Raw genomic sequence first — 25,155 nt, 5'->3', positions numbered from 1 at the left:
AGGTGCGTTATGAGTCTGACAATCACGTTAACAGGAACCGGAAGCGCGCAACTCGTGCCGGTCTTTGGCTGCGACTGCGCGGCGTGTCGCCGGGCGCGCCTGCAGGATAACTATCGCCGTCGTCCCTGTAGCGCGGTGGTCAAATTCAACGATGCGGTGACCCTGCTGGACGCGGGCATTCCGCACCTGATGGACGACTGGCCCGCAGGCAGCTTTCAGCAGTTTTTGCTGACCCATTACCATATGGATCACGTTCAGGGGCTCTTCCCCCTGCGCTGGGGCGTGGGCGCGACGATTCCTGTTTACGGTCCGCCGGACGAAGCAGGATGCGACGACCTGTTTAAACATCCGGGGATCCTGGATTTCAGCTACACGGTCGACCCCTTTGTCATGTTTGAGCTTCAGGGTATGCGGGTCACGCCGCTGCCGCTCAACCATTCGAAACTGACCTTCGGGTATTTGCTGGAGTCGGCCCACAGCCGCGTGGCCTGGCTGTCCGACACCGCCGGGCTGCCGGAAAAAACGGTGAAGTTCCTGCTCAACAATCAGCCGCAGGCGATGATTATCGACTGCAGCCACGAACCGCGCGACGAGACGCCGCGAAACCATTGCGATTTAAATACCGTGATGGCGCTAAACGAGGTGATTGGCTGCCCGCAGGTGATCCTGACGCACATCAGCCATCAGTTTGACGTGTGGATGATGGATAACCCGCTGCCCGACGGCATTGAAGCGGGGTATGACGGGATGGTGTTGGTGCTGGACTAGGTTTTCTCCCTCTCCCGTGGGAGAGGGTTGGGGTGAGGGCAACAGGCCGCACTTAACCTCGATCGTAATCGTCTTCTAACCTGCGCTCATCCTCTTCTAACCGACGCCTGTCGTCATCCAGCTGGCGCTGGCGCTCGTCTAAACGGCGGCGGCGGTCTTCGAGCTGCCGACGACGATCGTCGTACTGTCGACTGTCAATCTGACGGCTGCGGTCATAACGATCGTCGTCGTCATTGCTGCGGCTGCTGCTGGGGTTGTAGGCATCGTTGATCGCCTGCTGAATGTTGCCAATAGCATCATCAACAATGTCAGCATGAGCCAGTTGGCTGGTGAGTGACAGCAGACCAAATAACAGAGCAGTTGAGTAACGTTTCATAAGGCCAGACTCGCAGGTGAACTGGCTTTACGATAATCAACGGCAGAAAACGGGGGTAGCGGAGGAATCTCAAATTACCATGACCTTCCGCAGGGCCTGCGCCAGCTGCGCCCGCGTAAACGGCTTGCGCAATAACGGAACGTCCGGCAGCTGAGGATTATGCGTGGGTCGTAAATCCTGGCCGCTGATCAGCAGCACCGGAAGCTGCGGATAGTGACTGCGTACATGGCTAATCACCTCGGCCCCGCTCAGGCTTCCGGGCAACATCAGGTCGCTGATAAACATGCCAATATCCGGCGACGCCGCCAGCATGCTCAGTGCCTGCTCGCCGTTGTCCGCTTCCAGCGTCAGATAGCCAAGCTGATGAAGCTGCTCGCACAGGGTTTGACGGACATCCGCTTCATCCTCCAGCACCAGCACCAGACGCTCGCTCTCGACGGAAGCGGTGGCTGACAGCGCTTCATCCACTGCAGCGGCGGGCAGCACCGAGCGCGGGAGGTGAAGCCGCACGGTCGTTCCCTGTCCCGTCGCGCTTTCAATCTCCACGCGACCGCCGGACTGGCGCACAAAGCCGTAGACCATCGACAGGCCTAACCCGCTTCCGCTTCCGGTCTGTTTGGTGGTGAAGAACGGTTCAAAGACCCGGGATTTGACCTCCTGCGACATGCCGCTGCCGCGGTCAATGACCTCCAGCGCCACCATATCCTGCCTGCGCCCGTCGCTGCGGGTGACGCGCTGATTCCAGGTGCGAATTTTAATCACCCCGCTTTGCCCTTCCATCGCATCGCGCGCGTTCATCACCAGGTTGATGATGGCGTTTTCCAGCTGGCTGACGTCAATCCACGCGGGCCATGCCGGGGATTGCGCTTCAATTTCCAGGGTCAGGGTGGCGGGCAAGGAGTGACGCAGGAGTTCCCGGAGGTTCTCCAGCAGCGGCAGCATCTCTACCGCATGCGGCGTCAGGGATTGCTTGCGGGAAAATGCCAGCAGGCGCTGCGTCAGTAAGGCACCACGCTCGGCCGCCTTCAGCGCCCGGCTGATGCGCGGCGCGTCTTTTGATTCAGGGTCGGTGAGCTCAAGACTGCCGATGATCACCGCCAGCAGGTTGTTAAAATCATGCGCCAGCCCGCCCGTCAGCTGCCCTACGGCTTTCATTTTCTGGCTGTGCAGCAGCGCCTCTTCCAGCCCCTGACGCTCAATACGGTCGATCTCCATCTGCGTAGTTTTTTCTTTCAGCAGGCGCGTGGTGTGCTCAAGCGAGGCGGTGTTGCGGGCAAAAACGTTAAACGCGCGCGCCAGCTCGCCCAGCTCATCGCGCCGCTGGAGGGCGGGAACGGACACATCCTGCTCGCCGTGAGCAAGGCGCGACATCGCCCGGGAAATCGCCGTCAGGTTGGAGGCCAGATTGCGATAAATATACCAGCAGGCACACCCGGTGATGATCAGCGCCAGCACGGCGAAAATGGTGATAAATACGCTGATGGATTGCAGTTCGTGATGGCTCTGGGCGGTGCGAAGCCGGGAGGCCTGCGCCACCTGCTCCACGTACTGATTGATGTCGCCGTTGAGGATCGCCACCAGCGCCTTGATGTGGAACATATACCAGCTTATCGCCAGATCGCTCTCCTCCAGCTGCTTCGACAGCGGGGCGAGCTTACCTAGCTCGGCGTTAAAATCTGGCAAAACCGCCTTCACTACCGGCTGTGCGGCATCCCGGGGCAGCATCGCGGCTACGGCGTCCAGTTGCTGAACGGTCGCGCGCGGCGAGGGGGTGTCGATGGCAGCGGCGATCAGCCGGTCCATCTCCATCAGCTGCTGCGCATCCGGTACGTTGCTGTCAGAACGGCGGTTGATGTCCTGCAGATGGTGCAGGTAGCTCTGGCTTTGATACAGCGAACTCAGCAGCGCGTTACGTTCAAGATGGCGTCGCTGTCCGCGCTCCAGCATCTCCGTCACGCTCTGCTGTAATTCATTGCTTCTTTGAATAATACGCGCCACCAGGGCCGGCTCCTGCTGCGCCAGCGGCGCCTCCGCAAGCTGCTCCAGCGAATGGCGCAGGGCCATTTGCGTCTGCTTCAGGCGCTCGGCTTCCCCTTTATACTCGAGCGCCCCCACCACCTGCGAGAGCCGCACCGCCGCCGTCGCCACGTTGGCGGTATCGCGGGCCAGGTTCATGCTGCCGGTCATGTCGTCCAGCGTTTGCTGCTGCACCTGCTCCTGGATTTGACTGGCGTGACGAAAGCCAAGCACCGCCACGCCGCTCACCATCAGCGTCACGGCGACCACCAGCAGATTGAAAATCAGCAGGCGGCCTCGGGCGCTGGCGAAGAACGGGGGGCGTGATGGCATGGATTGAGGCTCCTTTGCGGTTTGGTGTCCCCTCACCCTAACCCTCTCCCCAAAGGGGCGAGGGAATGATTTGCTCCCTCTCCCTTTCAGGGAGAGGGCCGGGGTGAGGGTAATTCAATAACTGTGATCCACATTAGCTATTCATAACTATGACAAATATGAACAGCTTCTGACATTTTGCATTTACGCACCTGTGATGAAGTGCAGAAATCGGCATTCACAGGAGATCCGCCATGAGCAGAACCCCGGTATTAGAGATGCGCAGCATTGCCAAAACGTTTGGCAGTTTCCACGCGCTCAAGGGTGTGGATTTGACGGTTTTTCCCGGTGAGATCCACGCGCTGATGGGCGAAAACGGCGCGGGAAAAAGCACGCTGATGAAAATCCTCGCGGGGGCCTATACCGCGACCAGCGGCGAGATCCTGATCGACGGTCAGCCGTTTCACATTAAAGGGCCGAAAGATGCGCTGGCCGCAGGCATTACCCTGATTTATCAGGAGATGCAGCTCGCGCCCAATCTGACCGTAGCCGAAAATATCTTCCTCGGCAGCGAGCTGTCGCGCGGCGGGATGGTGCAGCGCAAAGAGATGGCTGCCCAGGCGCAGGCGGTGATTGACCGCCTCGGCGCACAGTTCAGCGCCACCGATCTGGTGATGAAGCTGACCATAGCCGAACAGCAGCAGGTGGAAATTGCCCGCGCGCTGCACCGCAACAGCCGCATTCTGGTGATGGATGAACCCACCGCCGCCCTCTCCTCGCGGGAAACGCATCGCCTGTTTGAACTGATTTTGCGCCTGCGCGATGAAGGGATGGCAATCATCTATATCAGCCACCGCATGGCGGAAGTGTATGAACTCTCTGACCGCGTCAGCGTCCTGCGCGACGGGCAGTACGTCGGCAGCCTGACGCGCGACAAGCTCAACGCCTCCGAGCTGGTGCGCATGATGGTGGGCCGCCCGTTAAGCGACCTGTTCAACAAAGAGCGTGATATTCCCCTCGGCAGCCCGCGTCTCAACGTCCACCACCTCACCGACGGTAAAAAAGTACAGCCCTGCAGCCTGCAGGTGCGTTCCGGTGAAATCGTCGGGCTGGCGGGGCTGGTCGGGGCCGGACGCTCCGAGCTGGCGCAGCTGATTTTCGGCGTGCGTAAAGCCACCGGCGGCATGATTGAGGTCGACGGCGAGCCGGTGGTGATCCACTCCCCGCGCGCGGCCATCGAAAACGGGATCGGTTTTCTCACCGAGAACCGCAAGGAGCAGGGGCTGTTTCTGGAGCTGGCGGCGCAGGAGAACATCACAATGGCGACGCTGGAGCGCGACGCCACCTTCGGCATGTTAAACCGCAAAAAAGCGCAGGCCATCTCCGATGACGCCATTGCCCTGCTTAACATCCGCGTGCCGCACGCTCAGGTGCGCGCGGGCGGGCTCTCGGGCGGCAACCAGCAGAAGCTGCTGATCTCCCGCTGGGTCGCCATCGGCCCGCGCATTCTGATTCTGGACGAACCCACGCGCGGCGTGGACGTCGGCGCGAAAAGCGAGATCTACCGCATCATGAACCAGATGGCGCGCAAAGGGGTGGCGATTTTAATGATCTCCAGCGAGCTGCCGGAAGTGGTGGGGATGAGCGACCGGGTGTACGTGATGCGCGAAGGCAGCATTGCGGGAGAGCTCCACGGGCGCGACATCTCTCAGGAAAACATCATGACGCTGGCAACCGGCGTGAACGACACTCATCATCAGGCGGTGTAACCATGACACATTCAACCAGTCCGCAGCAGGTGGCGAAATCCGCCTCCGCAAAAAAAATGCTGATGAGCGATCTGATGCAAACGGTCGGTATCCTGCCGATTCTGATCCTGATTGTGGCGGTATTTGGCTTTATCGCCCCTAACTTTTTCACCGAGAGCAACCTGCTCAACATTACCCGCCAGGCGTCGATCAACATCGTGCTGGCGGCGGGAATGACCTTCATCATTTTAACCGGCGGGATTGACCTCTCCGTGGGCTCTATTCTGGGCACCACGGCGGTGGCCGCGATGGTGGTATCGCTCATTCCCGAATTCGCCGGGCTGTCCATTCCCGCCGCGCTGATGCTCGGCATGGTGCTGGGCCTGTTTAACGGCGCGCTGGTGGCCTTTGCCGGGCTGCCGCCCTTTATCGTCACGCTCGGCACCTACACGGCGCTGCGCGGCGCGGCGTACCTGCTGGCCGACGGCACGACGGTCATTAACTCGAACATCAACTTCGAGTGGATCGGCAATAACTATCTCGGCCCAATTCCCTGGCTGGTGGTGATCGCCCTGGCGGTCATCGTGGTGTGCTGGTTCATCCTGCGCCGTACCACGCTCGGCGTTCACATCTACGCCGTGGGCGGCAACATGCAGGCGGCGCGACTGACCGGCATCAAGGTCTGGCTGGTGCTGCTGTTTGTCTACGGCATGAGCGGCCTGCTCTCCGGCCTTGGCGGCGTCATGAGCGCCTCGCGCCTCTACAGCGCCAACGGCAACCTCGGCACGGGTTACGAGCTGGATGCGATTGCGGCGGTGATCCTCGGCGGCACCAGCTTCGTCGGCGGGATCGGCACGATCACCGGCACGCTGGTCGGCGCGCTGATCATCGCCACCCTCAACAACGGCATGACGCTGATGGGCGTCTCCTACTTCTGGCAGCTGGTGATCAAAGGGGCGGTGATCATCATAGCGGTGCTGATCGACAAATACCGTACCCGACACCATCAAAGTGCATAACAACAACACCCTACAGCTTCGAGGAAAACCATATGCGTTTGAAACCGTTAGTAACTGCGCTCTGTGCTGGCGCACTGCTTGCCGCAACGCCGTTTGCGCAGGCAAAAGATCTGAAGTCCATCGGCGTGACGGTGGGCGACCTGGCCAACCCGTTCTTCGTGCAGATCACCAAAGGTGCCGAGCTGGAAGCGCGCAAGCTGGCGGGGGATAACGTCAAGGTGACGCTGGTCTCCAGCGGTTACGATCTGGGCCAGCAGGTGGCGCAGATCGACAACTTCATCGCCGCGAAGGTGGACATGATCATCCTCAACGCCGCAGATTCCAAAGGGATCGGTCCGGCGGTGAAGCGCGCGAAGGACGCCGGGATCGTGGTCGTGGCGGTTGACGTCGCGGCGGAAGGGGCTGATGCCACCATCACCTCCGATAACACCCAGGCGGGTGAGATGGCCTGTAAGTACATTACCGATCGCCTGAAAGGCAAAGGCAACGTGGTGATCATCAACGGACCGCCGGTCTCAGCGGTGCAAAACCGCGTGGAAGGTTGCCAGACGGAATTCAAAAAACATCCGGATATCAAGGTGCTTTCGGATAACCAAAACGCCAAGGGCAGTCGTGAAGGCGGTCTGGAAGTCATGACCTCCCTGCTGGCGGCCAATCCGAAGATCGACGGCGTGTTTGCGATTAACGATCCGACGGCGATCGGCGCCGATCTGGCCGCGAAGCAGGCGCAGCGCAATGAGTTCTTTATCGTCGGCGTGGATGGTTCACCGGACGGTGAGGAAGCGCTGAAGCGCGAAAACTCCCTGTTTGTCGCAACCCCGGCGCAGGATCCGCAGGTTATGGCGGCAAAAGCGGTGGAGATCGGCTATGACATTCTACAGGGCAAACCTGCGCCGAAAGCGCCTGTGCTGATCCCGGTGACGATGATCGATAAAAAGAACGTCGGTACCTATAAGGGTTGGACGGTTAAGTAACCCCTCACCCCGGCCCTCTCCCCAAAGGGGAGAGGGTGGTCAAGTTCCCTCTCCCCTTTGGGGAGAGGGTTAGGGTGAGGGGGAAGGTTTTGCACGTAACTCAAGGAGTCCCCATGAAACGCTCCGACATCAATGAAATTCTCGGCCACACGCGACAGTTCTTTTCCATGCATGACGTGCATCTCCCGCCGTTTGCCAGCTTTCCGCCAACGAAATGGCAGCAGCTTGACCAGGCCGCATGGCAGGAGGTGTTCGACCTCAGGCTCGGCTGGGACGTGACGGCGTTCGGCGGCAACAGCTTTGCCGCTGAGGGCCTGACGCTGTTTACGCTACGCAACGGCTCGCCCAACGGCGTGCCTTATGAAAAAGGCTATGCCGAAAAAATCATGCACGTGCGCGACGGCCAGGTGACGCCGATGCATTTTCACTGGCGCAAGCGGGAAGACATTATCAACCGGGGCGGCGGGAATCTGATTATTGAGTTATGGAATGCCGGGGCGCATGAAGAGACGGAAAACACCGACGTGACGGTCACCGTCGACGGCTGCCGTCAAACCCACGCGCCCGGCAGCCAGCTGCGCCTCACGCCAGGGGAAAGCATCTGCCTGACGCCCGGTCTTTACCACAGCTTCTGGGGCGAACGCGGCTTCGGCGACGTGCTGGTCGGGGAAGTGTCCTCGGTCAATGACGACGAGCACGATAACCACTTTTTGCAGCCCGTTGCCCGCTATAACAACATAGAAGAAGACGAGCCGGCGCTGCTGGTGCTGTGCAACGAGTACAACCTGTTTCGGATATAAGGGGTGAATGATGCCATTGATTTCTCTTGCCGACGGTCTTGCGCACGCCAGACAACACCGCTATGCGCTGGGCGCGTTTAACGTGCTCGACTCCCACTTCCTGCGCGCGCTGTTCGCCGCCGCAAAGCAGGAGCGCTCGCCGTTTATCATCAATATCGCCGAAGTGCATTTTAAGTACGTGTCGCTGGATTCCCTTGTCGAAGCGGTGAAGTTCGAAGCCGCCCGTCACGACATTCCCGTGGTGCTCAATCTCGACCACGGCCTGCATTTCGAGGCGGTGGTGCGCGCCCTGCGCTTAGGGTTCAGCTCGGTGATGTTCGACGGCTCTACGCTGAGCTACGAGGAGAACATTCGCCAGACGCGGGAAGTGGTGAAGATGTGCCACGCGGTGGGCGTCTCGGTGGAGGCGGAGCTGGGTGCAGTCGGGGGTGATGAAGGCGGCGCGCTTTACGGACATGCGGATGAAGCCTTCTTCACCGATCCGCAACTGGCGCGTGAATTTGTTGATTCAACCGGCATCGACGCGCTGGCCGTCGCCATCGGCAACGCACACGGCAAGTATAAAGGCGAGCCGAAGCTCGATTTCCCGCGCCTGGACGCCATTCGCCAGCAGACCGGGCTGCCGCTGGTTTTACACGGCGGCTCCGGGATTAGCGATGCCGACTTCCGCCGTGCCATCGAGCTGGGCATTCATAAAATCAATTTCTATACCGGGATGTCGCAGGCCGCGCTCGCCGCCGTGGAGCAGCGTATGGCAAAACGCCAGCCGCTCTACGACGAGTTTGCCGAGCTGCTGCTGGGGATAGAAGAGGCGATTACGGATACGGTCGCTGAACAGATGCGCATCTTCGGCAGCGCGGGGCAGGCATAATGGAACGTAAAGGGATCATTGCCGCAGGCAACATGCTGGTGGATCACGTCCACCAGATCGTGCAGTGGCCGGAGCGCGGCTGGCTGGCGGAAATCACCCACAGCGAACGCTCAACCGGCGGCGCGCCGCTCAACGTCCTGCTGACGCTGGCAAAAATGCACGTTGGCCTGCCGCTGCAGGCGGTGGGGCTGATTGGCGAAGATGCTGACGGGGACTACATTCTGGCGATGCTCGACCAGTACCACGTCAACCGCCAGCGCGTACAGCGCACCACCTTTGCGCCAACCTCCATGTCTCAGGTGATGACCGATCCCAGCGGACAGCGCACCTTTTTCCACTCGCCGGGGGCCAACCGCCTGCTGGATCTTCCCGCTTTCGATCGCTTAGACGGATCGATGAAGATCTTCCATCTCGGCTATCTCCTGCTGCTCGACAGCCTGGATATGCCCGATGACGAGTTCGGCACCCGCAGCGCGCGGCTGCTGGCGCAAATGCGCGACCAGGGGTATGAAACGTCGCTCGATCTGGTATCCCGCAAGGGCGACCCGCGCTACCAGCCGCTGGTGCTCCCTGCCCTTCGCCATCTCGACTATTTGGTGATTAACGAGCTGGAGGCCGGTGAGTTTAGCGGCCTGACAATGCGTGACGAAAACGACGCCCCGCACGTTGCCCATATCGCCGACGCCGCGGCGCAGCTGCTGGCGGCCGGCGTTCGCCAGCGGGTGGTTATCCACTGCCCCGAAGGCGCATGGGGAGAAGCGCCGGGTGAGCAAGGTCGTTGGATCCCGTCATGGATGCTGGAGCAGGAAGAGATTATCGGCAGCGTCGGCGCGGGCGATGCCTTTTGCGCAGGCTTTTTATACGGCTGCCATGAATCGCTCCCGCTCACGGAGAGCATTTATCTGGCGCACGCCTGCGCGCGGGCAAGCCTGCTGGCCGCCAATGCGATTGACGGCGCAAAAACGCTGGCCGAGCTGCAGGCGTTTATTCGCGAGAGCGTTTAATTTAACAATAATTGCGATATTTCATTACAGTTCTATGAATTTTACATCCCCGAACTACACTCTCTCCATCTGGCATATTCGGCGTGGGCAGCACACTGTCCGCACGCTTTTCCGAAATGAGATAGAAAGAGGACAAGGGAAAAATGTTCGCAGCCATCATCATCGGTATTTTCATTATCAGCGTTATTTATGCGCATTCACGCGGCAAAGAAAAACAGACGCTTTCTCGTCAGCTCTTCGACCATTCGACGTTCATGGCGCCCATCAATATGTTTATGACAGCGTTTTCTTCCCTGCCCGCCAGGCAGCCTTTCTTTGAAACAGAACGCTTCCCGGAATTAAATAAGCTGACGGAAAACTGGCTGGTTATTCGCGAAGAGGCCCTGCGTTTGCAGCATCATATTAAGGCGGCGGAAAATAATAACGACGCTGGCTTTAACACCTTTTTTAAACGCGGCTGGAAACGTTTTTATCTGAAGTGGTATGCCGATGCCCATCCCTCCGCGCAGTCTTTATGCCCGGTGACGACCCGGCTGGTAAGTGAAATCCCCTCGGTGAAGGCGGCCATGTTTGCCGAGCTGCCGGCGGGAGCGAAGCTTGGCAAGCACCGGGACCCGTACGCGGGCTCGGTTCGTTACCATCTGGGCTTATTCACCCCAAATGACGATCGCTGCTTTATTGAAGTCGACAGGCAGCGCCACAGCTGGCGGGATGGTGAAGCCGTTATTTTTGATGAGACCTACGTCCACTGGGCAGAGAATAAAACGGATCAAACGCGCATTATTCTCTTCTGCGATATTGAGCGTCCGATGAAATGGCGCTGGGCGCAGGCGGTTAACCATTGGGTGGGGACCACGCTAATGTCTGCAGCCAGCTCACCGAATGACGAGAATGACAGCACCGGCGGCATAAACCGCATCTTTAAATACGTTCATGCAGGTCGCGAGCGGGGGCAGCGTCTGAAAAAAAGAAACCGTAAGGCCTATTACGCCCTTAAGTATTTGTGCATCGCTGCAATCTTTGCCGCCATCATTGCTCCGGCAATAACGTAAGCCTTATGCCGCCTGCTCGGGCCGGCTCACGTCGGTGGCAAACACGTAACCCAGCCCGCGGATCGTTTTAATGAGTGCAGGCTGATGCGGGTTAGCCTCGATTTTCCTGCGCAGGCGCATGATCAGCACGTCAATCGTGCGGTCGAACACGTCTGCGCTTTCGCTGTGGGTCAGCTCGAGCAGCCGGTCACGGCTCAGCACCCGACGGGCATTTTGCGTGAGCGCCAGGAGCAGGCCGTACTCGCCCTGAGTTAAGGGCACGGGATTACGCTGCGGATCGCTCAGCTCGCAGCGGGTGGTATCTAGCGTCCATCCGTTAAACGCAATGCCCGCGACGGGTGCTGCGGGAGCTTCCGCCGCCAGCACGCCCGTACGGCGCAGCACCGCTTTCACTCGGGCAACCACCACGCGCGGGTTGAACGGTTTGCCAATATAATCGTCGGCCCCCATCTCCAGCCCCACCACCACGTCTGACTCACTCCCCAGCCCGGTTAACATCACAACCGGTAGCGCCGGGCGCTGCTTTTGCAGCTGCAGCAGAACCTGCAGGCCGTTGATATCCGGCAGCATCATATCCAGCAGCACCAGCGCGATATCCGGCTCCTGTTGTACCCGGCGCAGTGCATCCTGGCCGTTATGGCAGACAAGCACGCTAAAGACGTGCTCGCTCAGCACGTCCTGAAGCAGTTCGCAGACTGCCGTATCGTCATCTACCACCAGGATCGCCGGTTTCATCGTATGCTTCCGTCAGGGGATTATGTTAAGTCTGAACCATTCTGCCGTCGGCTCCAGTCAAAAGGTTTTTTCAGTGACGGAAATTCAACCCATGTCACATCCGCTGCCCTGTCGACACGTCAATTTTGACGATTGACTGCTTTTTGTCAGGGTTTTCACCGCGAAGGGACCGTAAAGTCAGGGTATACCCATACAAAAAACATGGCATAGAAGCTGCATAGTGAGTGCGAATGATTCGATTAACTGGAGCAGACTGATGAAAAAAGTCGTCACGGTTTGCCCTTATTGTGCCTCAGGTTGCAAGATCCACCTGGTGGTCGATAACGGCAAAATCGTCCGGGCGGAGGCCGCACAGGGGAAAACCAACCAGGGCACGCTATGCCTGAAAGGTTACTACGGCTGGGATTTTATTAACGATACCCAAATCCTCACCCCGCGCCTGAAAACCCCTATGATCCGCCGCGAGCGCGGCGGCAAGCTGGAAGCCGTCTCCTGGAACGAGGCGCTGGATTACGTCGCCACGCGCCTGAGCGCCATCAAGGACAAGTATGGCCCGGATGCCATCCAGACCACCGGCTCTTCCCGCGGGACGGGAAATGAAACCAACTATGTGATGCAAAAATTCGCGCGCGCCGTTATTGGTACCAATAACGTCGACTGCTGCGCTCGCGTCTGACACGGCCCATCGGTTGCAGGTCTGCACCAGTCGGTCGGTAACGGCGCAATGAGTAATGCCATCAACGAGATAGATAACACCGATCTCGTCTTCATCTTTGGTTATAACCCGGCGGATTCTCACCCTATCGTCGCGAACCATGTTATTCGCGCTAAACAGAACGGGGCGAAAATCATCGTCTGCGATCCGCGCAAAATTGAAACCGCGCGCATTGCGGATATGCACATTGCATTGAAAAACGGCTCGAACATCGCGCTGTTGAACGCAATGGGGCACGTCATTATTGAGGAGAACCTGTACGACCAGGCGTTTGTCGCGACCCGTACGGAAGGCTTTGAAGAGTACAAGAAAATAGTCGAAGGCTATACGCCGGAGTCGGTAGAAGCGATAACCGGCGTCAGCGCGCAGGAGATCCGCCTGGCGGCACGGATGTATGCCGGGGCAAAAACCGCTGCGATCCTCTGGGGTATGGGCGTGACCCAGTTCTACCAGGGCGTGGAAACCGTGCGCTCCCTGACCAGCCTCGCCATGCTGACCGGTAATCTGGGTAAAGCCCACGTTGGTGTGAACCCGGTGCGCGGTCAGAATAACGTCCAGGGCGCCTGCGATATGGGCGCGCTGCCGGATACCTATCCGGGCTACCAGTACGTGAAGTTCCCGGAAAATCGCGCCAAATTCGCGAAGGCCTGGGGCGTGGAAAGCCTGCCGGAACACACCGGGTACCGCATCAGCGAGCTGCCGCACCGCGCGGCGCATGGCGAAGTGCGTGCGGCCTACATCATGGGTGAAGATCCGCTCCAGACCGATGCCGAGCTCTCTGCGGTGCGTAAAGGGTTTGAGGATCTGGAGCTGGTAATTGTCCAGGATATCTTCATGACCAAAACCGCGGCGGCGGCGGATGTGATTTTACCGTCGACCTCCTGGGGCGAGCATGAAGGCGTCTACACGGCGGCGGACCGCGGCTTCCAGCGCTTCTTCAAGGCGGTCGAGCCGAAGTGGGATCTGAAAACGGACTGGCAGATCATCAGTGAAATCGCCACCCGTATGGGCTACCCGATGCACTACAACAACACCCAGGAGATCTGGGATGAGTTGCGCAGCCTGTGTCCGGACTTCTACGGCGCCACCTATGAAAAAATGGGTGAGCTGGGATACATCCAGTGGCCGTGCCGGGATGAGTCGGAGGCCGATCAAGGGACGTCCTATCTCTTTAAGGAGAAATTCGACACCCCGAACGGGCTGGCGCAATTCTTCACCTGCGACTGGGTCGCGCCCATTGATAAACTCACCGATGAGTATCCGATGGTGCTTTCCACCGTGCGTGAAGTGGGCCACTACTCCTGCCGTTCAATGACCGGCAACTGCGCCGCGCTGGCCGCGCTGGCGGACGAACCGGGCTACGCGCAAATCAACACCGCCGATGCGCAGCGCCTTGGTATTGAGGACGAGGCGCTGGTGTGGGTGAATTCGCGAAAAGGGCGGATCATCACCCGTGCGCAGGTCAGCGATCGTCCAAACAAAGGGGCGGTCTATATGACCTACCAGTGGTGGATTGGTGCCTGTAACGAGCTGGTGACCGAGAACTTAAGTCCGATAACCAAAACGCCGGAGTATAAATACTGCGCCGTCAACGTTGAGCCGATTGCGGATCAGCACGCCGCGGAACAGTATGTGATCGACGAATATAACAAGCTAAAAGCCCGACTGCGCGAAAGCGCAATGGGTTGAAGCCGTTAATTCATCGATGAATAAAGGGAGTGAAATATTCACTCCCTTTTTATTTCCGATTAACACATCAATAATATCAATTAATATTCTGGAAAGCGGCTCGCAGAAATAATGTAATTTTCGCGAAAAAGAATTACATCTTTGCATTTTAATTCAGAGAGATAAGATATTCGGCGGGTGCTTAAGACTTTCTGTCTTGAGCATTGTTGAGGGACAGAAAGTAGAAAGCCCCGGGAAATTTTCATTTACCCGAGGCTACTCCCTCAACTCCAACAAGTTGAGAGTAGCCTCTTATTCTTTTTTTGACAAGGAGTAAAAGGCATGACGCCATTAAAAACTGCGTTAGGCATCGTCTTTATTGTTTGCCTGACGATAGTGATCTTTACCTTTATTACTCGCGGCAGACTTTGCGAGTTTTCAATAAAGAGTGAACATCAGGAGGTGGCGGCTAAATTAGCCTGCAACCCAGGCTAACCTCTACGGGCGGAACAACGGTTCCGCCCGGCTTGTAGGATGCTGAGGTCTTAATGCACCCATTTTTTTCTTTTGCGCCCGCGATTATACTGCGCGGCGTGTACCCAGATGATAAGAATCCATGAAAGCCATTTTTCTGTTGTTAGTGTTTTTAACGTCTTTCGCCCGCGCGGAAGAGATAGGCAGCCAGTATCGGAAACAGGCGGAAGCCGGTGATGCGCGTGCCCAGTATTATCTTGCCGATACGTACTTCAGCTCCGGCGACAGCAAGCAGGCCGCGCTGTGGGCCGAGAAAGCGGCGAAAGGCGGCGATGTCGACGCCATGGGGCTGCTTTCGCAAATCCTCTTTACACAGGGCGATTACGCACAGGCCAAAGCCCTGGCCCAACAGGCAAACATTGCTGGCAGCAAACGCGGCGCGATCATGCTGGCGCGCATTCTGGTGAATACTCAGGCGGGGAAAACTGACTATCCCCAGGCCATCAGACTGCTGCAAACGGCAACCGAAGATATCGACAGCGACTCTGCGGTCGATGCGCAGCTGCTGCTGGGGCTGATTTATGCCAACGGCGTAGAGGTGGCGCAGGATGACGTGCAGGCCGCCTCGTGGTTCAAGCGCAGTTCAGCCCTTTCGCGAACGGGCTATGCCGAGTACTGGGCAGGAATGTTGTTCAGGCAGGGTGAGAAAGGCTTTATTACGCCAAATAAACAGAAAGCATTGTACTGGTTGAACCTGAGCTGTACGGAAGGGTTCGATACGGGATGCGAAGAGTTTGATGCGTTGAGCGGGGAGTAAAGTGCCGGGTGGCGGCTTCGCCTCACCCGGCCTACAAGACCCGTAGGCCCGGTAAGCGCAGCGCCACCGGGCTTAAGAGGTTACCGATCGGCAGTCTTATCAAAACGACCAAGCACCTCGCGTTCATATGCCAGCGCTTTTTTACGATCGAATTTGTGTTCCCACTTGGCGATAACCAGCACCGCCAGGGCATTCCCCACCACGTTCAGCGCCGTACGCGCCATGTCGAGAATACGGTCTACACCGGCGATAAATGCCAGACCTTCCAGCGGAATACCGACGCTACCGAGCGTAGCCAGCAGCACCACGAAGGAGACGCCCGGAACGCCTGCAATACCTTTGGACGTCACCATCAGCGTCAGTACCAGTACGATCTCCTGCCACAGAGACAGGTCAATGCCGTACAGCTGGGCAATAAAGATAGCGGCGATACTCTGGTACAGCGTCGAACCATCCAGGTTAAAGGAGTAGCCGGTCGGCACCACGAAGCTGGTGATCGACGCTGGCGCGCCGTAGGCTTCCATCTTCTCAATGATGCGCGGCAGCACGCTCTCAGAGCTTGCAGTGGAGTAGGCCAGAATCAGCTCATCTTTCAGGATACGAATCAGGATCCAGATGCTCAGCCCGCACAGACGCGCCACGATGCCCAGCACCACCAGCGCAAAGAACAGGATCGCGAAGTGCACCAGAATCACCAGCTTCGCAAGCGGCCAGAGGGAGGCAAAACCGAAGTTCGCCACGGTGACGGCGATAAGCGCAAACACACCTACCGGCGCGTAACGCATCACCATGTGGGTCACTTTAAACATGGTCTCGGAGATAGAGCGGAACACGGTCACCAGCGGTTCGCGGTGCGTCGCTGGCAGAGAAGAGAGCCCCAGACCAAACAGTACCGAGAAGAAGATAATAGGCAACATCTCGCCCTTCGCCATCGATGCCACGATGTTGGTCGGCACCAGCGACAGGATAGTGCCCATCAGGCCATGCGCGTGGCTCTGCACGTCAGCGGTCGTACTTTGGTATTTCGAAATATCCACCGTAGCCAGCTGCGACATATCAATCCCGGAACCCGGCTGGAACACGTTCGCCAGGGTAATACCAAGAATGATCGCAACCGTAGTGATCACTTCGAAATAGATAATGGTTTTCGCACCAATACGACCTAACTGCTTCGCATCGCCGACGCCCGCAATACCGACCACCAGCGTCGAGATTACAATCGGTACCACAATCATCTTGATCAGATGAATAAAGATATCCCCTGCCGGTGAAAGCAGGTTCGCAATCAGCCAGTCGCGGCTGTCGCTGTGATAGTGAAGGTAACTGCCCAGCAAGATGCCCAGCACAAGGGCAATTAAGATCTGCCAGGCCAGGCTGACTTTAACGTTTTTCATAGAAACTGACTTCCTCAATGAAGCGCCTTATTCACTCAAACTGCATGAATATGGGGACATACTGATAGGGTATGAATTGTGTTGCGTCGATTTATGGGATTTTTTAACGCGGCGTATGAGTATCATTTGCGCGGCCTGTTGCGCAAGCCTTAAAGAACGACGCATTTCACTCGTAAAAGCGTTCGTGACGGGAGTTTCTCCTGTTTCTGATAAATAACCTTTTGTTATAAAAACGCTTTTTTAAACATAAATGTGAATAATCGTCAGCATAAATTATTTTCCTTCAAAGTTTCATTCGCTCATTTTTCATACTCTTCAAACAATGCGTGATCTGTAGCCCAAATACTAAACAAAGCTTGTAAAGCCCCTACAATTAACGTTTTTGCGACATATTATTAACATCTTACAAGGAGAAAAAAAGCCATGAGCCAAATCCACAAACATGACATTCCCGCAAATATTGCGGACCGTTGCCTGATCACCCCGGAGCAGTACCACGAGAAATATCAGCAATCTATCACCGCCCCGGACATCTTCTGGGGTGAGCAGGGCCATATCCTTGACTGGATCAAACCTTATCAGAAGGTGAAGAACACCTCCTTTGCACCCGGCAATGTCTCCATTAAATGGTATGAAGATGGCACCCTGAACCTGGCGGCGAACTGCCTTGATCGCCACCTTGCCGAGCGCGGGAATGAGACGGCCATCATCTGGGAAGGCGATGACGCCTCGCAAAGCAAACATATTACGTACAAAGAGCTGCACCGCGACGTGTGCCGCTTCGCCAACGTCCTGCTGGAAAAGGGCATTAAAAAAGGCGATGTGGTCGCTATCTATATGCCGATGGTGCCGGAAGCGGCGGTGGCCATGCTGGCCTGCGCGCGTATCGGCGCGATTCACTCGGTGATTTTTGGCGGGTTCTCGCCAGAGGCGGTTGCGGGTCGTATTGTCGATTCCAGTTCAAAACTGGTGATCACCGCCGATGAAGGCGTGCGCGCCGGGCGCGGTATCCCACTGAAGAAAAACGTCGACGAAGCGCTGAAAAACCCGAACGTCAACACGGTCAGTAACGTCATCGTCCTTAAGCGTACCGGCGGCAAGATCGACTGGAACGAGGGGCGCGACCTGTGGTGGAGCGACCTGATTGAAAAAGCGAGCGACCAGCATCAACCGGAAGAGATGAACGCAGAAGATCCGCTGTTCATCCTTTATACCTCCGGCTCCACCGGTAAGCCGAAAGGCGTCCTGCACACCACCGGCGGCTATCTGGTCTATGCGGCCACCACCTTCAAATACGTCTTCGACTACCATCCAGGCGACATTTACTGGTGTACCGCCGACGTCGGCTGGGTTACCGGACACAGCTACCTGCTGTACGGCCCGCTGGCCTGTGGCGCAACAACGCTGATGTTTGAGGGCGTACCCAACTGGCCGACCCCGGCGCGTATGTGTCAGGTGGTCGACAAGCACCAGGTCAACATTCTCTACACCGCGCCAACGGCGATCCGCGCATTAATGGCGGAAGGCGATAAAGCCATCGAAGGTACGGACCGTTCTTCATTGCGCATCCTCGGTTCCGTGGGCGAGCCCATCAACCCGGAAGCCTGGGAGTGGTACTGGAAGAAAATCGGCAACGAGAAATGCCCGGTGATGGACACCTGGTGGCAGACCGAAACCGGCGGCTTCATGATCACCCCAATGCCGGGCGCCACGCAGCTGAAGGCCGGTTCCGCGACTCGTCCGTTCTTCGGCGTGCAGCCTGCGCTGGTGGATAACGAAGGCAACCCGCTGGAAGGGGCCACCGAAGGCAACCTGGTGATCACGGACTCGTGGCCGGGTCAGGCGCGTACCCTGTTCGGCGATCACGATCGCTTCGAGCAGACCTACTTCTCGACCTTTAAAAACATGTACTTCAGCGGCGACGGCGCGCGTCGTGACGAAGACGGCTATTACTGGATAACCGGACGCGTGGACGACGTGCTGAACGTCTCAGGCCACCGTCTGGGCACCGCTGAGATTGAATCGGCGCTGGTGTCGCATCCGAAGATTGCCGAAGCCGCCGTTGTCGGTATTCCGCACAACATTAAAGGCCAGGCGATTTACGCCTATGTCACTCTGAACCACGGTGAAGAACCGTCGCCAGAGCTCTATACCGAAGTGCGCAACTGGGTGCGTAAAGAGATTGGCCCGCTGGCGACGCCGGACGTGCTGCACTGGACCGACTCGCTGCCGAAAACCCGTTCCGGCAAAATTATGCGTCGTATCTTGCGCAAAATCGCGGCAGGGGACACCAGCAACCTCGGTGATACCTCAACGCTCGCGGATCCTGGCGTGGTGGAAAAACTGCTCGAAGAGAAGCAGGCCATCGCAATGCCATCGTAATCTTTTCTCCCTCTCCCCGTGGGAGAGGGCCGGGGTGAGGGCATCAGACCGCACCTTCCTCCCCTCACCCTAATCCTCTCCCCAAAGGGGAGAGGGGATAAAACAAACCAACCTTACCTCTGGAGACTTCTGTGATGAATAACGATATTTGTCAGCAGATAGAGAATAGTGCGCACTACAGGGAGCTCGTCGATAAGCGGCAACGGTTTGCCTTCACCCTTTCCATCATCATGCTGATTATCTATGTCGGCTTTATTCTGCTGATCGCCTTTGCGCCGCACTGGCTGGGCACCCCGTTACACGAGGGTACCAGCGTGACGCGCGGTATTCCCATTGGCATTGGCGTGATTGTGATTTCATTCTTGCTGACCGGCATCTACGTCTGGCGCGCGAACGGTGAATTCGATCGACTTAATAAAGCGGTACTGCAAGAGGTAAAAGCATCATGAAGAGAGTTCTGACGGCGCTCGCCGCCACGCTTCCCTTTGCCGCCCACGCGGCGGATGCCATTACCGGCGAGGTCCAGCGCCAGCCAACCAACTGGCAGGCCATTGTGATGTTCCTGATTTTCGTCCTGCTGACGTTGTACATCACTTACTGGGCCTCGAAACGCGTGCGCTCCCGTAACGATTACTATACCGCTGGCGGCAACATTACCGGCTTCCAGAACGGACTGGCGATTGCGGGTGACTTTATGTCCGCCGCCTCGTTCCTCGGGATCTCCGCGCTGGTCTACACCTCCGGCTATGACGGCCTGATTTACTCTCTCGGCTTCCTCGTCGGCTGGCCGATCATTCTGTTCCTGATTGCCGAGCGCCTGCGTAACCTGGGCCGCTATACCTTCGCCGACGTGGCCTCGTATCGCCTGAAGCAGGGGCCAATTCGCACCCTCTCCGCCTGCGGTTCGCTGGTGGTAGTGGCGCTGTATCTGATCGCGCAGATGGTGGGCGCGGGTAAATTGATCGAACTGCTGTTCGGCCTGAACTACCACATCGCGGTGGTGCTGGTGGGCGTGCTGATGGTGATGTACGTCCTGTTCGGCGGCATGTTGGCGACCACCTGGGTGCAGATCATCAAAGCGGTATTGCTGCTGTTCGGCGCCAGCTTTATGGCCTTTATGGTGATGAAGCACGTCGGGTTCAGCTTCAATAACCTGTTTACCGAAGCCATGGCGGTCCATCCGAAAGGGGAAGCCATTATGAGCCCGGGCGGGCTGGTGAAAGACCCGATTTCTGCCCTGTCGCTCGGTCTGGGCCTGATGTTTGGTACCGCAGGTTTACCGCACATTCTGATGCGCTTCTTCACCGTGAGCGATGCGCGTGAAGCGCGCAAGAGCGTCTTCTACGCCACCGGCTTCATGGGCTACTTCTATATCCTGACCTTTATCATCGGCTTTGGCGCGATCATGCTGGTGGGGGCAAACCCGGCGTTTAAAGATGCCGCGGGCGCGCTGATTGGCGGCAATAACATGGCGGCGGTGCATCTGGCCGACGCGGTGGGCGGTAACCTGTTCCTCGGCTTTATCTCCGCCGTGGCCTTCGCCACCATTCTTGCGGTGGTTGCAGGTCTGACGCTGGCCGGCGCGTCGGCGGTTTCGCATGACCTCTACGCCAACGTCTTCCGCAAAGGCGCGAGCGAGCGCGATGAGCTGAAGGTCTCCAAAATCACCGTGCTGGTGCTGGGCGTTGTGGCGATACTGTTAGGCATTCTGTTCGAGAAGCAGAACATCGCCTTCATGGTGGGGCTGGCCTTCTCGATTGCGGCAAGCTGTAACTTCCCGATCATCCTGCTCTCCATGTACTGGTCGAAACTGACCACCCGTGGCGCGATGATTGGCGGCTGGCTGGGGCTGCTGACGGCGGTGATCCTGATGATTCTGGGCCCGACGATCTGGGTGCAGATCCTCGGTCACGTCAGCGCCATCTTCCCGTATGAATACCCGGCGCTGTTCTCTATCGCCGTGGCGTTTATCGGTATCTGGGTCTTCTCGGCTACCGACAATTCGCCGGAAGGTAACCTGGAGCGCGAGAAATTCCGCGCCCAGTTTATCCGCTCACAAACCGGTCTCGGCGTTGAGCAGGGCCGCGCGCACTAAACGTTTCTCCCCGGCCATTCTGGCCGGGGAGCTTAAAACATCACCCACGCCACCAGCGGGGCAATCAGCACCATCACCACGCCTGAGAGCATCATCACCAGGCTCGCGACAACGCCCTCCTGCTGTCCCAGCTCATACGAACGCGCCGTTCCCGCCCCGTGCGACGCCGCGCCAAACCCCGCGCCTTTCGCCATTCCTTCCCGGATAGAAAGCCGCAGAAAGAGCATATCCCCCACCGCCATCCCAAAGACGCCCGTCACCACTACAAATAGCGCCACCAGATCCGGCTGCCCGCCGAGCGGTTTAGCGGCGGCCAGCGCAAACGGCGTAGTTACCGAGCGCACGGCCAGGCTGCGCTGAATTTCGTCGGGCAGCGTAAACAGTCTCGCCAGCCAGACGGAGCTGCACACCGCGACCACCGTGGCGGTGATCACGCCTGCGCTGAGCGACATCCAGTGGCGTTTGATAATCGCCAGGTTGTCGTAAACGGGTACCGCAAAGGCGATGGTCGCCGGGCCGAGCAGCCACAGCAGCCATTGGGATTCACCAATGTAGTTCTGCCAGGAGATGTGGCCGAAGACCAACATCAGCACCAGCAGGATCGGCGTGAAGACCAGCGGCATCAGCGGCAGCGCATGAAACCGGCGATACAGTCGCTTGTTGGCAAAGTAGATCACGAGCGTCGCAATCAGGCACAGGACGCTGATCTGAAAGTTAGTCATGTTTGTGCCTGCTGATTTCAAACCGGTAGACTTTATCCACGACCCAGGCGGTCGCCCCCAGCACCATCAGCGTACTCAGCGCGATCACCGCAAAGATTCGCCAGCCGTCCACCATCAGCAGTTGCGCATAGTTCACCACCGCCACCACCGCCGGAACAAAGAACAGCAGCATCTCCGCCAGCAGCCAGCGCGCCCCGGCGCGCACCCAGTTGAGGGGGATCACGCGACACAGAATAAGCGTCAGCATCAGCAGCATTCCCACCAGGTTGGCAGGCAGCGGCAGATGGAGCCAGCCGACAAGATATTCCGCGAAAACAAAAAGTCCCGCATAGAGCAGTACCTGAACAGGGACCTGGAGTCGTTGCACAACGGCAGGCGTAACACGGCTTAACGCCACGGCCATGGGGGTTTTCCTCAAAAATGAGACGAGGCGCCAGTATAGTGAGCGCACGGTGTGGACTGAAATGAATTAAAATCATCACAGGTATAGTTTCGAGGAATAATCATGGACATAAGAACGCTGCGCTATTTTGTCGAAGTGGTTCGTCAGCAAAGTTTTACCCGCGCAGCGGAGAAGTTGTTTGTTACCCAGCCCACCATCAGCAAAATGCTGAAAAACCTCGAAGATGAACTGAACTGTACCCTGCTGATCCGCGACGGGCGCAAGCTGCTGCTGACCGACACCGGACGCGTGGTGTTCGAACGCGGGCTGGCGATTCTGGCGGAGTTCCGCCAGCTGGAAGCCGAGCTGGACGATATTAATCATCTGACCAAAGGGGTGCTTCGCCTCGGCATTCCACCGATGGTCGGCATGATGATGGCCGGGCCGATTAGCCTGTTTCGCCAGCGTTATCCCGGCGTTGAGCTGAAGATTTCGGAGTTTGGTGGGTTAACCGTCCAGCAGGCCGTCACCAACGGCGAGCTCGACGTGGCAATGACCGCTCTCCCCGTTGAGGAAGAGAGCGGCCTGGCGACGCTTCCGCTCTTTAGCCACCCGCTGTGCGTGCTGGTGCCCCGCTCCGGCGACTGGCTGAAGAGGGAGTCGGTGAAGCCTGAACTGCTCGGCGAGCATCCTCTGCTGATCTACAACGAAGACTTCGCCCTCAGCCGCCAGCTGATGACGCTGTTTAACCAGCATAACGTCAAGCCACGCATTGCGGTGCGCAGCGGACAGTGGGATTTCCTGGCGGCGATGGTGCAGGCAGGCGTGGGGATTGCCATTCTGCCGCAGCCGATTTGCGAGCGTCTGGATAAAAACACGCTGCGCTGGATCCCGCTGGAGAGCGATCTGCACTGGCAGTTAGGGATGATCTGGCGTGAAGGGGTCTATTTGTCGCAGAGCGCGCAGGCGTGGCTGCAGTGTTGTGAGGGGTTTTGGGTGCGGTCTGAATAGTGCCGGGTGGCGGCTTCGCCTTACCCGGCCTACGGTTCAAACGTAGGCCCGGTAAGCGCAGCGCCACCGAGCAAAATCGCGCTACTGATTCTCTATCAACAGCGCTTCCAGCAGGTCCAGATCGTGCAGCAGCTTTTGCAGCGTCTCGTTGCTGATCTGGCGCGTGGCGCGCAGATGGTACAGCTCGGCACGCTCTGAGCGCAGCGCTGCCAGACGGAACCGGCGCTCCAGGTTCTCCTCCTGCAGCGAGCTTTCCACATCGTTACGCCCGTCCGCGCGGCGGCGAAGGTTACCAATTACGCGGGAACTCACTTCCGTCAGCAGCTGATTATCGATGTTCTCTTCCGCATCCGCGGCCAGACGCTCTTCCATTTTCTGGATGGCGACAATCGCCACTTCGGCGGTAGCCGCACGCGCAATGCGCTCTTCCTTGTGCTGCTGGGTCGAATCACCGACATCAATATGCTGGAGTAAAATCGGCAGCATAATCACGCCGACAAACAGTGAGAACAGAATGACGCCCGCCGCCAGGAACACCAGCTCGTAGCGCGCCGGGAAGACGTCGCCCGTGGGCAGCAGCAGCGGAATAGAGAGCACACCGGCAAGGGTGATCGCCCCGCGTACGCCCGCAAAAGAGGCGATCAGCAGTTCACGCGTTGTCCACGAGCCAAACTCCATCGGCTTTTTCTTCAGGAAGCGGACGCTGAAGTTTTTCATCGTCCACAGCCAGCCGAAACGCACCAGCATCAGCGCCAGGTAGATCAGCACGATGTCGGTAAACAGCATCCAGACCTCAACGTTCGGATCGGCTTCGGCCGCCACCAGCGAGGATTCCATAATGCCCGGCAGCTGCAGGCCCAACAGCAAGAACACCATGCCGTTAAAGACAAACTCCAGCATGGCCCAGGTGCTGTTTGCACGCAGACGCATGGCCAGCGGCGCGCGGCGCATCACGCCGGAGCGGGTGATAGTCATCCCTGCCGCCACTGCCGCCAGAATGCCCGACACGCCGATATGTTCGGCAATCAGATAAGAGGCGAACGGCAGCAGGAACAGCAGTACGATCTGCGTAGCGGGTTCATCGCCGCCCCAGCGGCTGAGGAAGCGCAGCGAGCGGCCGTACAGCCAGCTCACCACGAAGCCCGCGAGAATACCGCCAATCGCCACCTTGAAGAACTCCAGCGTCGCGCCGCCGACGGTAAAGACCATCGTGCCCATCGCAACGGCCACGGCAAACTTCAGGGCAACCAGGCCGGAGGCGTCGTTCATCAGCGCCTCCCCCTGTAAAATCCCCATAATTTTCTTCGGAATACGGCCTTCACCCACAATGCCGGACAGCGCCACGGCATCGGTTGGCGACAGCACGGCGGCCAGCGCAAAAGCCGGTATTAACGGAATGCCGGGTACCGTCCAGTAGATCAGAAAACCAATCCCGACGACGGTGACCACCACCAGCGCCAGCGCCAGGCCGAAGATCTCTCGCCCGTGCTCAAGGAATTCGCGCGTGGGCGTTTTCCAGCCATCGGCAAACAGCAGCGGCGGGATAAACAGCACGAGGAACAGTTCGGGGTCAAATTCCACGTGCAGGCCAAACGTCGGCCACGCCAGCAGCGCGCCGATGGCAATTTGCATTAATGGCAGGGGGACCTGAAAGGGCAGTACGCGTGTAACCACCCCGGATAGCGAGACCACAAGGGTCATGATGAGTATTGTGAAGAAGATTTCCATGCGTTCCCTGTTTGCTGTGTTGCTTATGTACTCCGGAAGGCGTCGTGCCTTTTATTCTATCTTCCCCAGAGTAACGCAAAAGGCAACAGGAT

At 58.1% G+C, this 25,155-nt stretch carries 22 protein-coding genes; 15 read left to right on the top strand and 7 right to left on the bottom strand.

The window, feature by feature from the left end; genetic code table 11:
- Positions 1–9 precede the first annotated feature (9 nt).
- Positions 10–768, top strand: a complete 759-nt coding sequence (gene phnP / locus V1587_RS04465; RefSeq protein WP_371899535.1) for a phosphonate metabolism protein PhnP — start codon at positions 10–12, stop codon at positions 766–768.
- 52 nt (positions 769–820) lie between these two features.
- Here phnP and yjdP read toward each other — a convergent pair whose 3' ends face one another.
- Both yjdP and V1587_RS04455 read right to left on the bottom strand, forming a co-directional pair.
- Positions 821–1,144: a DDRRRQL repeat protein YjdP gene (yjdP, locus tag V1587_RS04460; RefSeq protein WP_033144428.1), complete on the bottom strand. Its 324-nt coding sequence runs from the start codon at positions 1,142–1,144 to the stop codon at positions 821–823.
- A 69-nt stretch (positions 1,145–1,213) separates the two neighbouring features.
- On the bottom strand, positions 1,214–3,493 hold the full coding sequence (locus tag V1587_RS04455) for an ATP-binding protein (protein ID WP_395314516.1): 2,280 nt from the start codon (positions 3,491–3,493) through the stop codon (positions 1,214–1,216).
- Between the two features lie 233 nt (positions 3,494–3,726).
- Here V1587_RS04455 and V1587_RS04450 point away from each other — a divergent pair, with 233 nt between their 5' ends.
- The 7 genes from V1587_RS04450 to lpxO all read left to right on the top strand — a co-directional run bounded on the left by V1587_RS04450 (position 3,727) and on the right by lpxO (position 10,940).
- Positions 3,727–5,241: a sugar ABC transporter ATP-binding protein gene (locus tag V1587_RS04450; RefSeq protein ID WP_371899537.1), complete on the top strand. Its 1,515-nt coding sequence runs from the start codon at positions 3,727–3,729 to the stop codon at positions 5,239–5,241.
- A 2-nt stretch (positions 5,242–5,243) separates the two neighbouring features.
- Positions 5,244–6,239, top strand: a complete 996-nt coding sequence (locus tag V1587_RS04445) for a ribose ABC transporter permease (protein WP_234651745.1) — start codon at positions 5,244–5,246, stop codon at positions 6,237–6,239.
- 32 nt (positions 6,240–6,271) lie between these two features.
- Positions 6,272–7,213, top strand: coding sequence for an ABC transporter substrate-binding protein (locus V1587_RS04440; protein WP_021242935.1), 942 nt, complete (start codon positions 6,272–6,274; stop codon positions 7,211–7,213).
- A 113-nt stretch (positions 7,214–7,326) separates the two neighbouring features.
- Positions 7,327–8,013 (top strand): D-lyxose/D-mannose family sugar isomerase, encoded by a 687-nt coding sequence (locus V1587_RS04435; protein ID WP_371899538.1) that lies wholly within the window; start codon positions 7,327–7,329, stop codon positions 8,011–8,013.
- 10 nt (positions 8,014–8,023) lie between these two features.
- Positions 8,024–8,884 carry a ketose 1,6-bisphosphate aldolase gene (locus V1587_RS04430; RefSeq protein ID WP_048226469.1) on the top strand — a complete coding sequence of 287 codons (861 nt, stop codon included), beginning with the start codon at positions 8,024–8,026 and terminating at the stop codon, positions 8,882–8,884.
- Positions 8,884–9,888: a carbohydrate kinase family protein gene (locus V1587_RS04425; RefSeq protein ID WP_371899539.1), complete on the top strand. Its 1,005-nt coding sequence runs from the start codon at positions 8,884–8,886 to the stop codon at positions 9,886–9,888. The genes V1587_RS04430 and V1587_RS04425 overlap by 1 nt, the downstream gene beginning before the upstream one ends.
- Before the next feature lie 143 nt (positions 9,889–10,031).
- A complete protein-coding gene (gene lpxO, locus V1587_RS04420) occupies positions 10,032–10,940 on the top strand; it encodes a lipid A hydroxylase LpxO (protein ID WP_371899540.1) in 909 nt (302 codons plus the stop codon).
- 3 nt (positions 10,941–10,943) lie between these two features.
- On the opposite strand, the gene V1587_RS04415 is transcribed toward lpxO, so the two are convergent.
- Entirely contained in the window at positions 10,944–11,675 is a 732-nt protein-coding gene (locus V1587_RS04415) for a response regulator (RefSeq protein ID WP_262752520.1), read from the bottom strand.
- A 256-nt stretch (positions 11,676–11,931) separates the two neighbouring features.
- Here V1587_RS04415 and fdhF point away from each other — a divergent pair, with 256 nt between their 5' ends.
- The 3 genes from fdhF to V1587_RS04400 all read left to right on the top strand — a co-directional run bounded on the left by fdhF (position 11,932) and on the right by V1587_RS04400 (position 15,349).
- Positions 11,932–14,079, top strand: a complete 2,148-nt coding sequence (gene fdhF, locus V1587_RS04410) for a formate dehydrogenase subunit alpha (RefSeq protein ID WP_371899541.1) — start codon at positions 11,932–11,934, stop codon at positions 14,077–14,079.
- A 321-nt stretch (positions 14,080–14,400) separates the two neighbouring features.
- Positions 14,401–14,553 carry a Hok/Gef family protein gene (locus tag V1587_RS04405; RefSeq protein ID WP_008500037.1) on the top strand — a complete coding sequence of 51 codons (153 nt, stop codon included), beginning with the start codon at positions 14,401–14,403 and terminating at the stop codon, positions 14,551–14,553.
- Positions 14,554–14,674: 121 nt separating this feature from the next.
- Positions 14,675–15,349, top strand: a complete 675-nt coding sequence (locus tag V1587_RS04400; RefSeq protein WP_371899542.1) for a tetratricopeptide repeat protein — start codon at positions 14,675–14,677, stop codon at positions 15,347–15,349.
- A gap of 80 nt (positions 15,350–15,429) precedes the next feature.
- On the opposite strand, the gene gltP is transcribed toward V1587_RS04400, so the two are convergent.
- Complete coding sequence (gene gltP / locus V1587_RS04395) at positions 15,430–16,743, bottom strand: glutamate/aspartate:proton symporter GltP (protein WP_045909183.1); 1,314 nt, start codon at positions 16,741–16,743, stop codon at positions 15,430–15,432.
- Positions 16,744–17,166: 423 nt separating this feature from the next.
- Here gltP and acs point away from each other — a divergent pair, with 423 nt between their 5' ends.
- The 3 genes from acs to actP all read left to right on the top strand — a co-directional run bounded on the left by acs (position 17,167) and on the right by actP (position 21,220).
- Positions 17,167–19,125, top strand: a complete 1,959-nt coding sequence (gene acs, locus V1587_RS04390; RefSeq protein ID WP_371899543.1) for an acetate--CoA ligase — start codon at positions 17,167–17,169, stop codon at positions 19,123–19,125.
- Positions 19,126–19,259: 134 nt separating this feature from the next.
- A complete protein-coding gene (locus V1587_RS04385) occupies positions 19,260–19,574 on the top strand; it encodes a DUF485 domain-containing protein (RefSeq protein ID WP_371899576.1) in 315 nt (104 codons plus the stop codon).
- Positions 19,571–21,220, top strand: coding sequence for a cation/acetate symporter ActP (actP, locus tag V1587_RS04380; RefSeq protein ID WP_371899544.1), 1,650 nt, complete (start codon positions 19,571–19,573; stop codon positions 21,218–21,220). Before V1587_RS04385 ends, actP begins: the two co-directional genes overlap by 4 nt.
- 32 nt (positions 21,221–21,252) lie before the next feature.
- On the opposite strand, the gene V1587_RS04375 is transcribed toward actP, so the two are convergent.
- Complete coding sequence (locus V1587_RS04375; RefSeq protein ID WP_395314515.1) at positions 21,253–21,942, bottom strand: LrgB family protein; 690 nt, start codon at positions 21,940–21,942, stop codon at positions 21,253–21,255.
- Positions 21,935–22,345, bottom strand: a complete 411-nt coding sequence (locus V1587_RS04370) for a CidA/LrgA family protein (RefSeq protein ID WP_021242769.1) — start codon at positions 22,343–22,345, stop codon at positions 21,935–21,937. The genes V1587_RS04375 and V1587_RS04370 overlap by 8 nt, the downstream gene beginning before the upstream one ends.
- Before the next feature lie 102 nt (positions 22,346–22,447).
- Here V1587_RS04370 and V1587_RS04365 point away from each other — a divergent pair, with 102 nt between their 5' ends.
- Positions 22,448–23,335, top strand: coding sequence for a LysR family transcriptional regulator (locus V1587_RS04365; protein ID WP_024906729.1), 888 nt, complete (start codon positions 22,448–22,450; stop codon positions 23,333–23,335).
- 81 nt (positions 23,336–23,416) lie between these two features.
- On the opposite strand, the gene V1587_RS04360 is transcribed toward V1587_RS04365, so the two are convergent.
- On the bottom strand, positions 23,417–25,063 hold the full coding sequence (locus V1587_RS04360) for a Na+/H+ antiporter (protein WP_008503391.1): 1,647 nt from the start codon (positions 25,061–25,063) through the stop codon (positions 23,417–23,419).
- Positions 25,064–25,155: the final 92 nt, after the last annotated feature.

Origin of the sequence: Enterobacter sp. ECC-249 (assembly GCF_043965265.1) — a bacterium.
In the GTDB taxonomy this organism is placed as follows: Bacteria; Pseudomonadota; Gammaproteobacteria; order Enterobacterales; family Enterobacteriaceae; genus Enterobacter; species Enterobacter quasiroggenkampii.
This window is presented reverse-complemented; position numbering and strand designations above follow the sequence as displayed.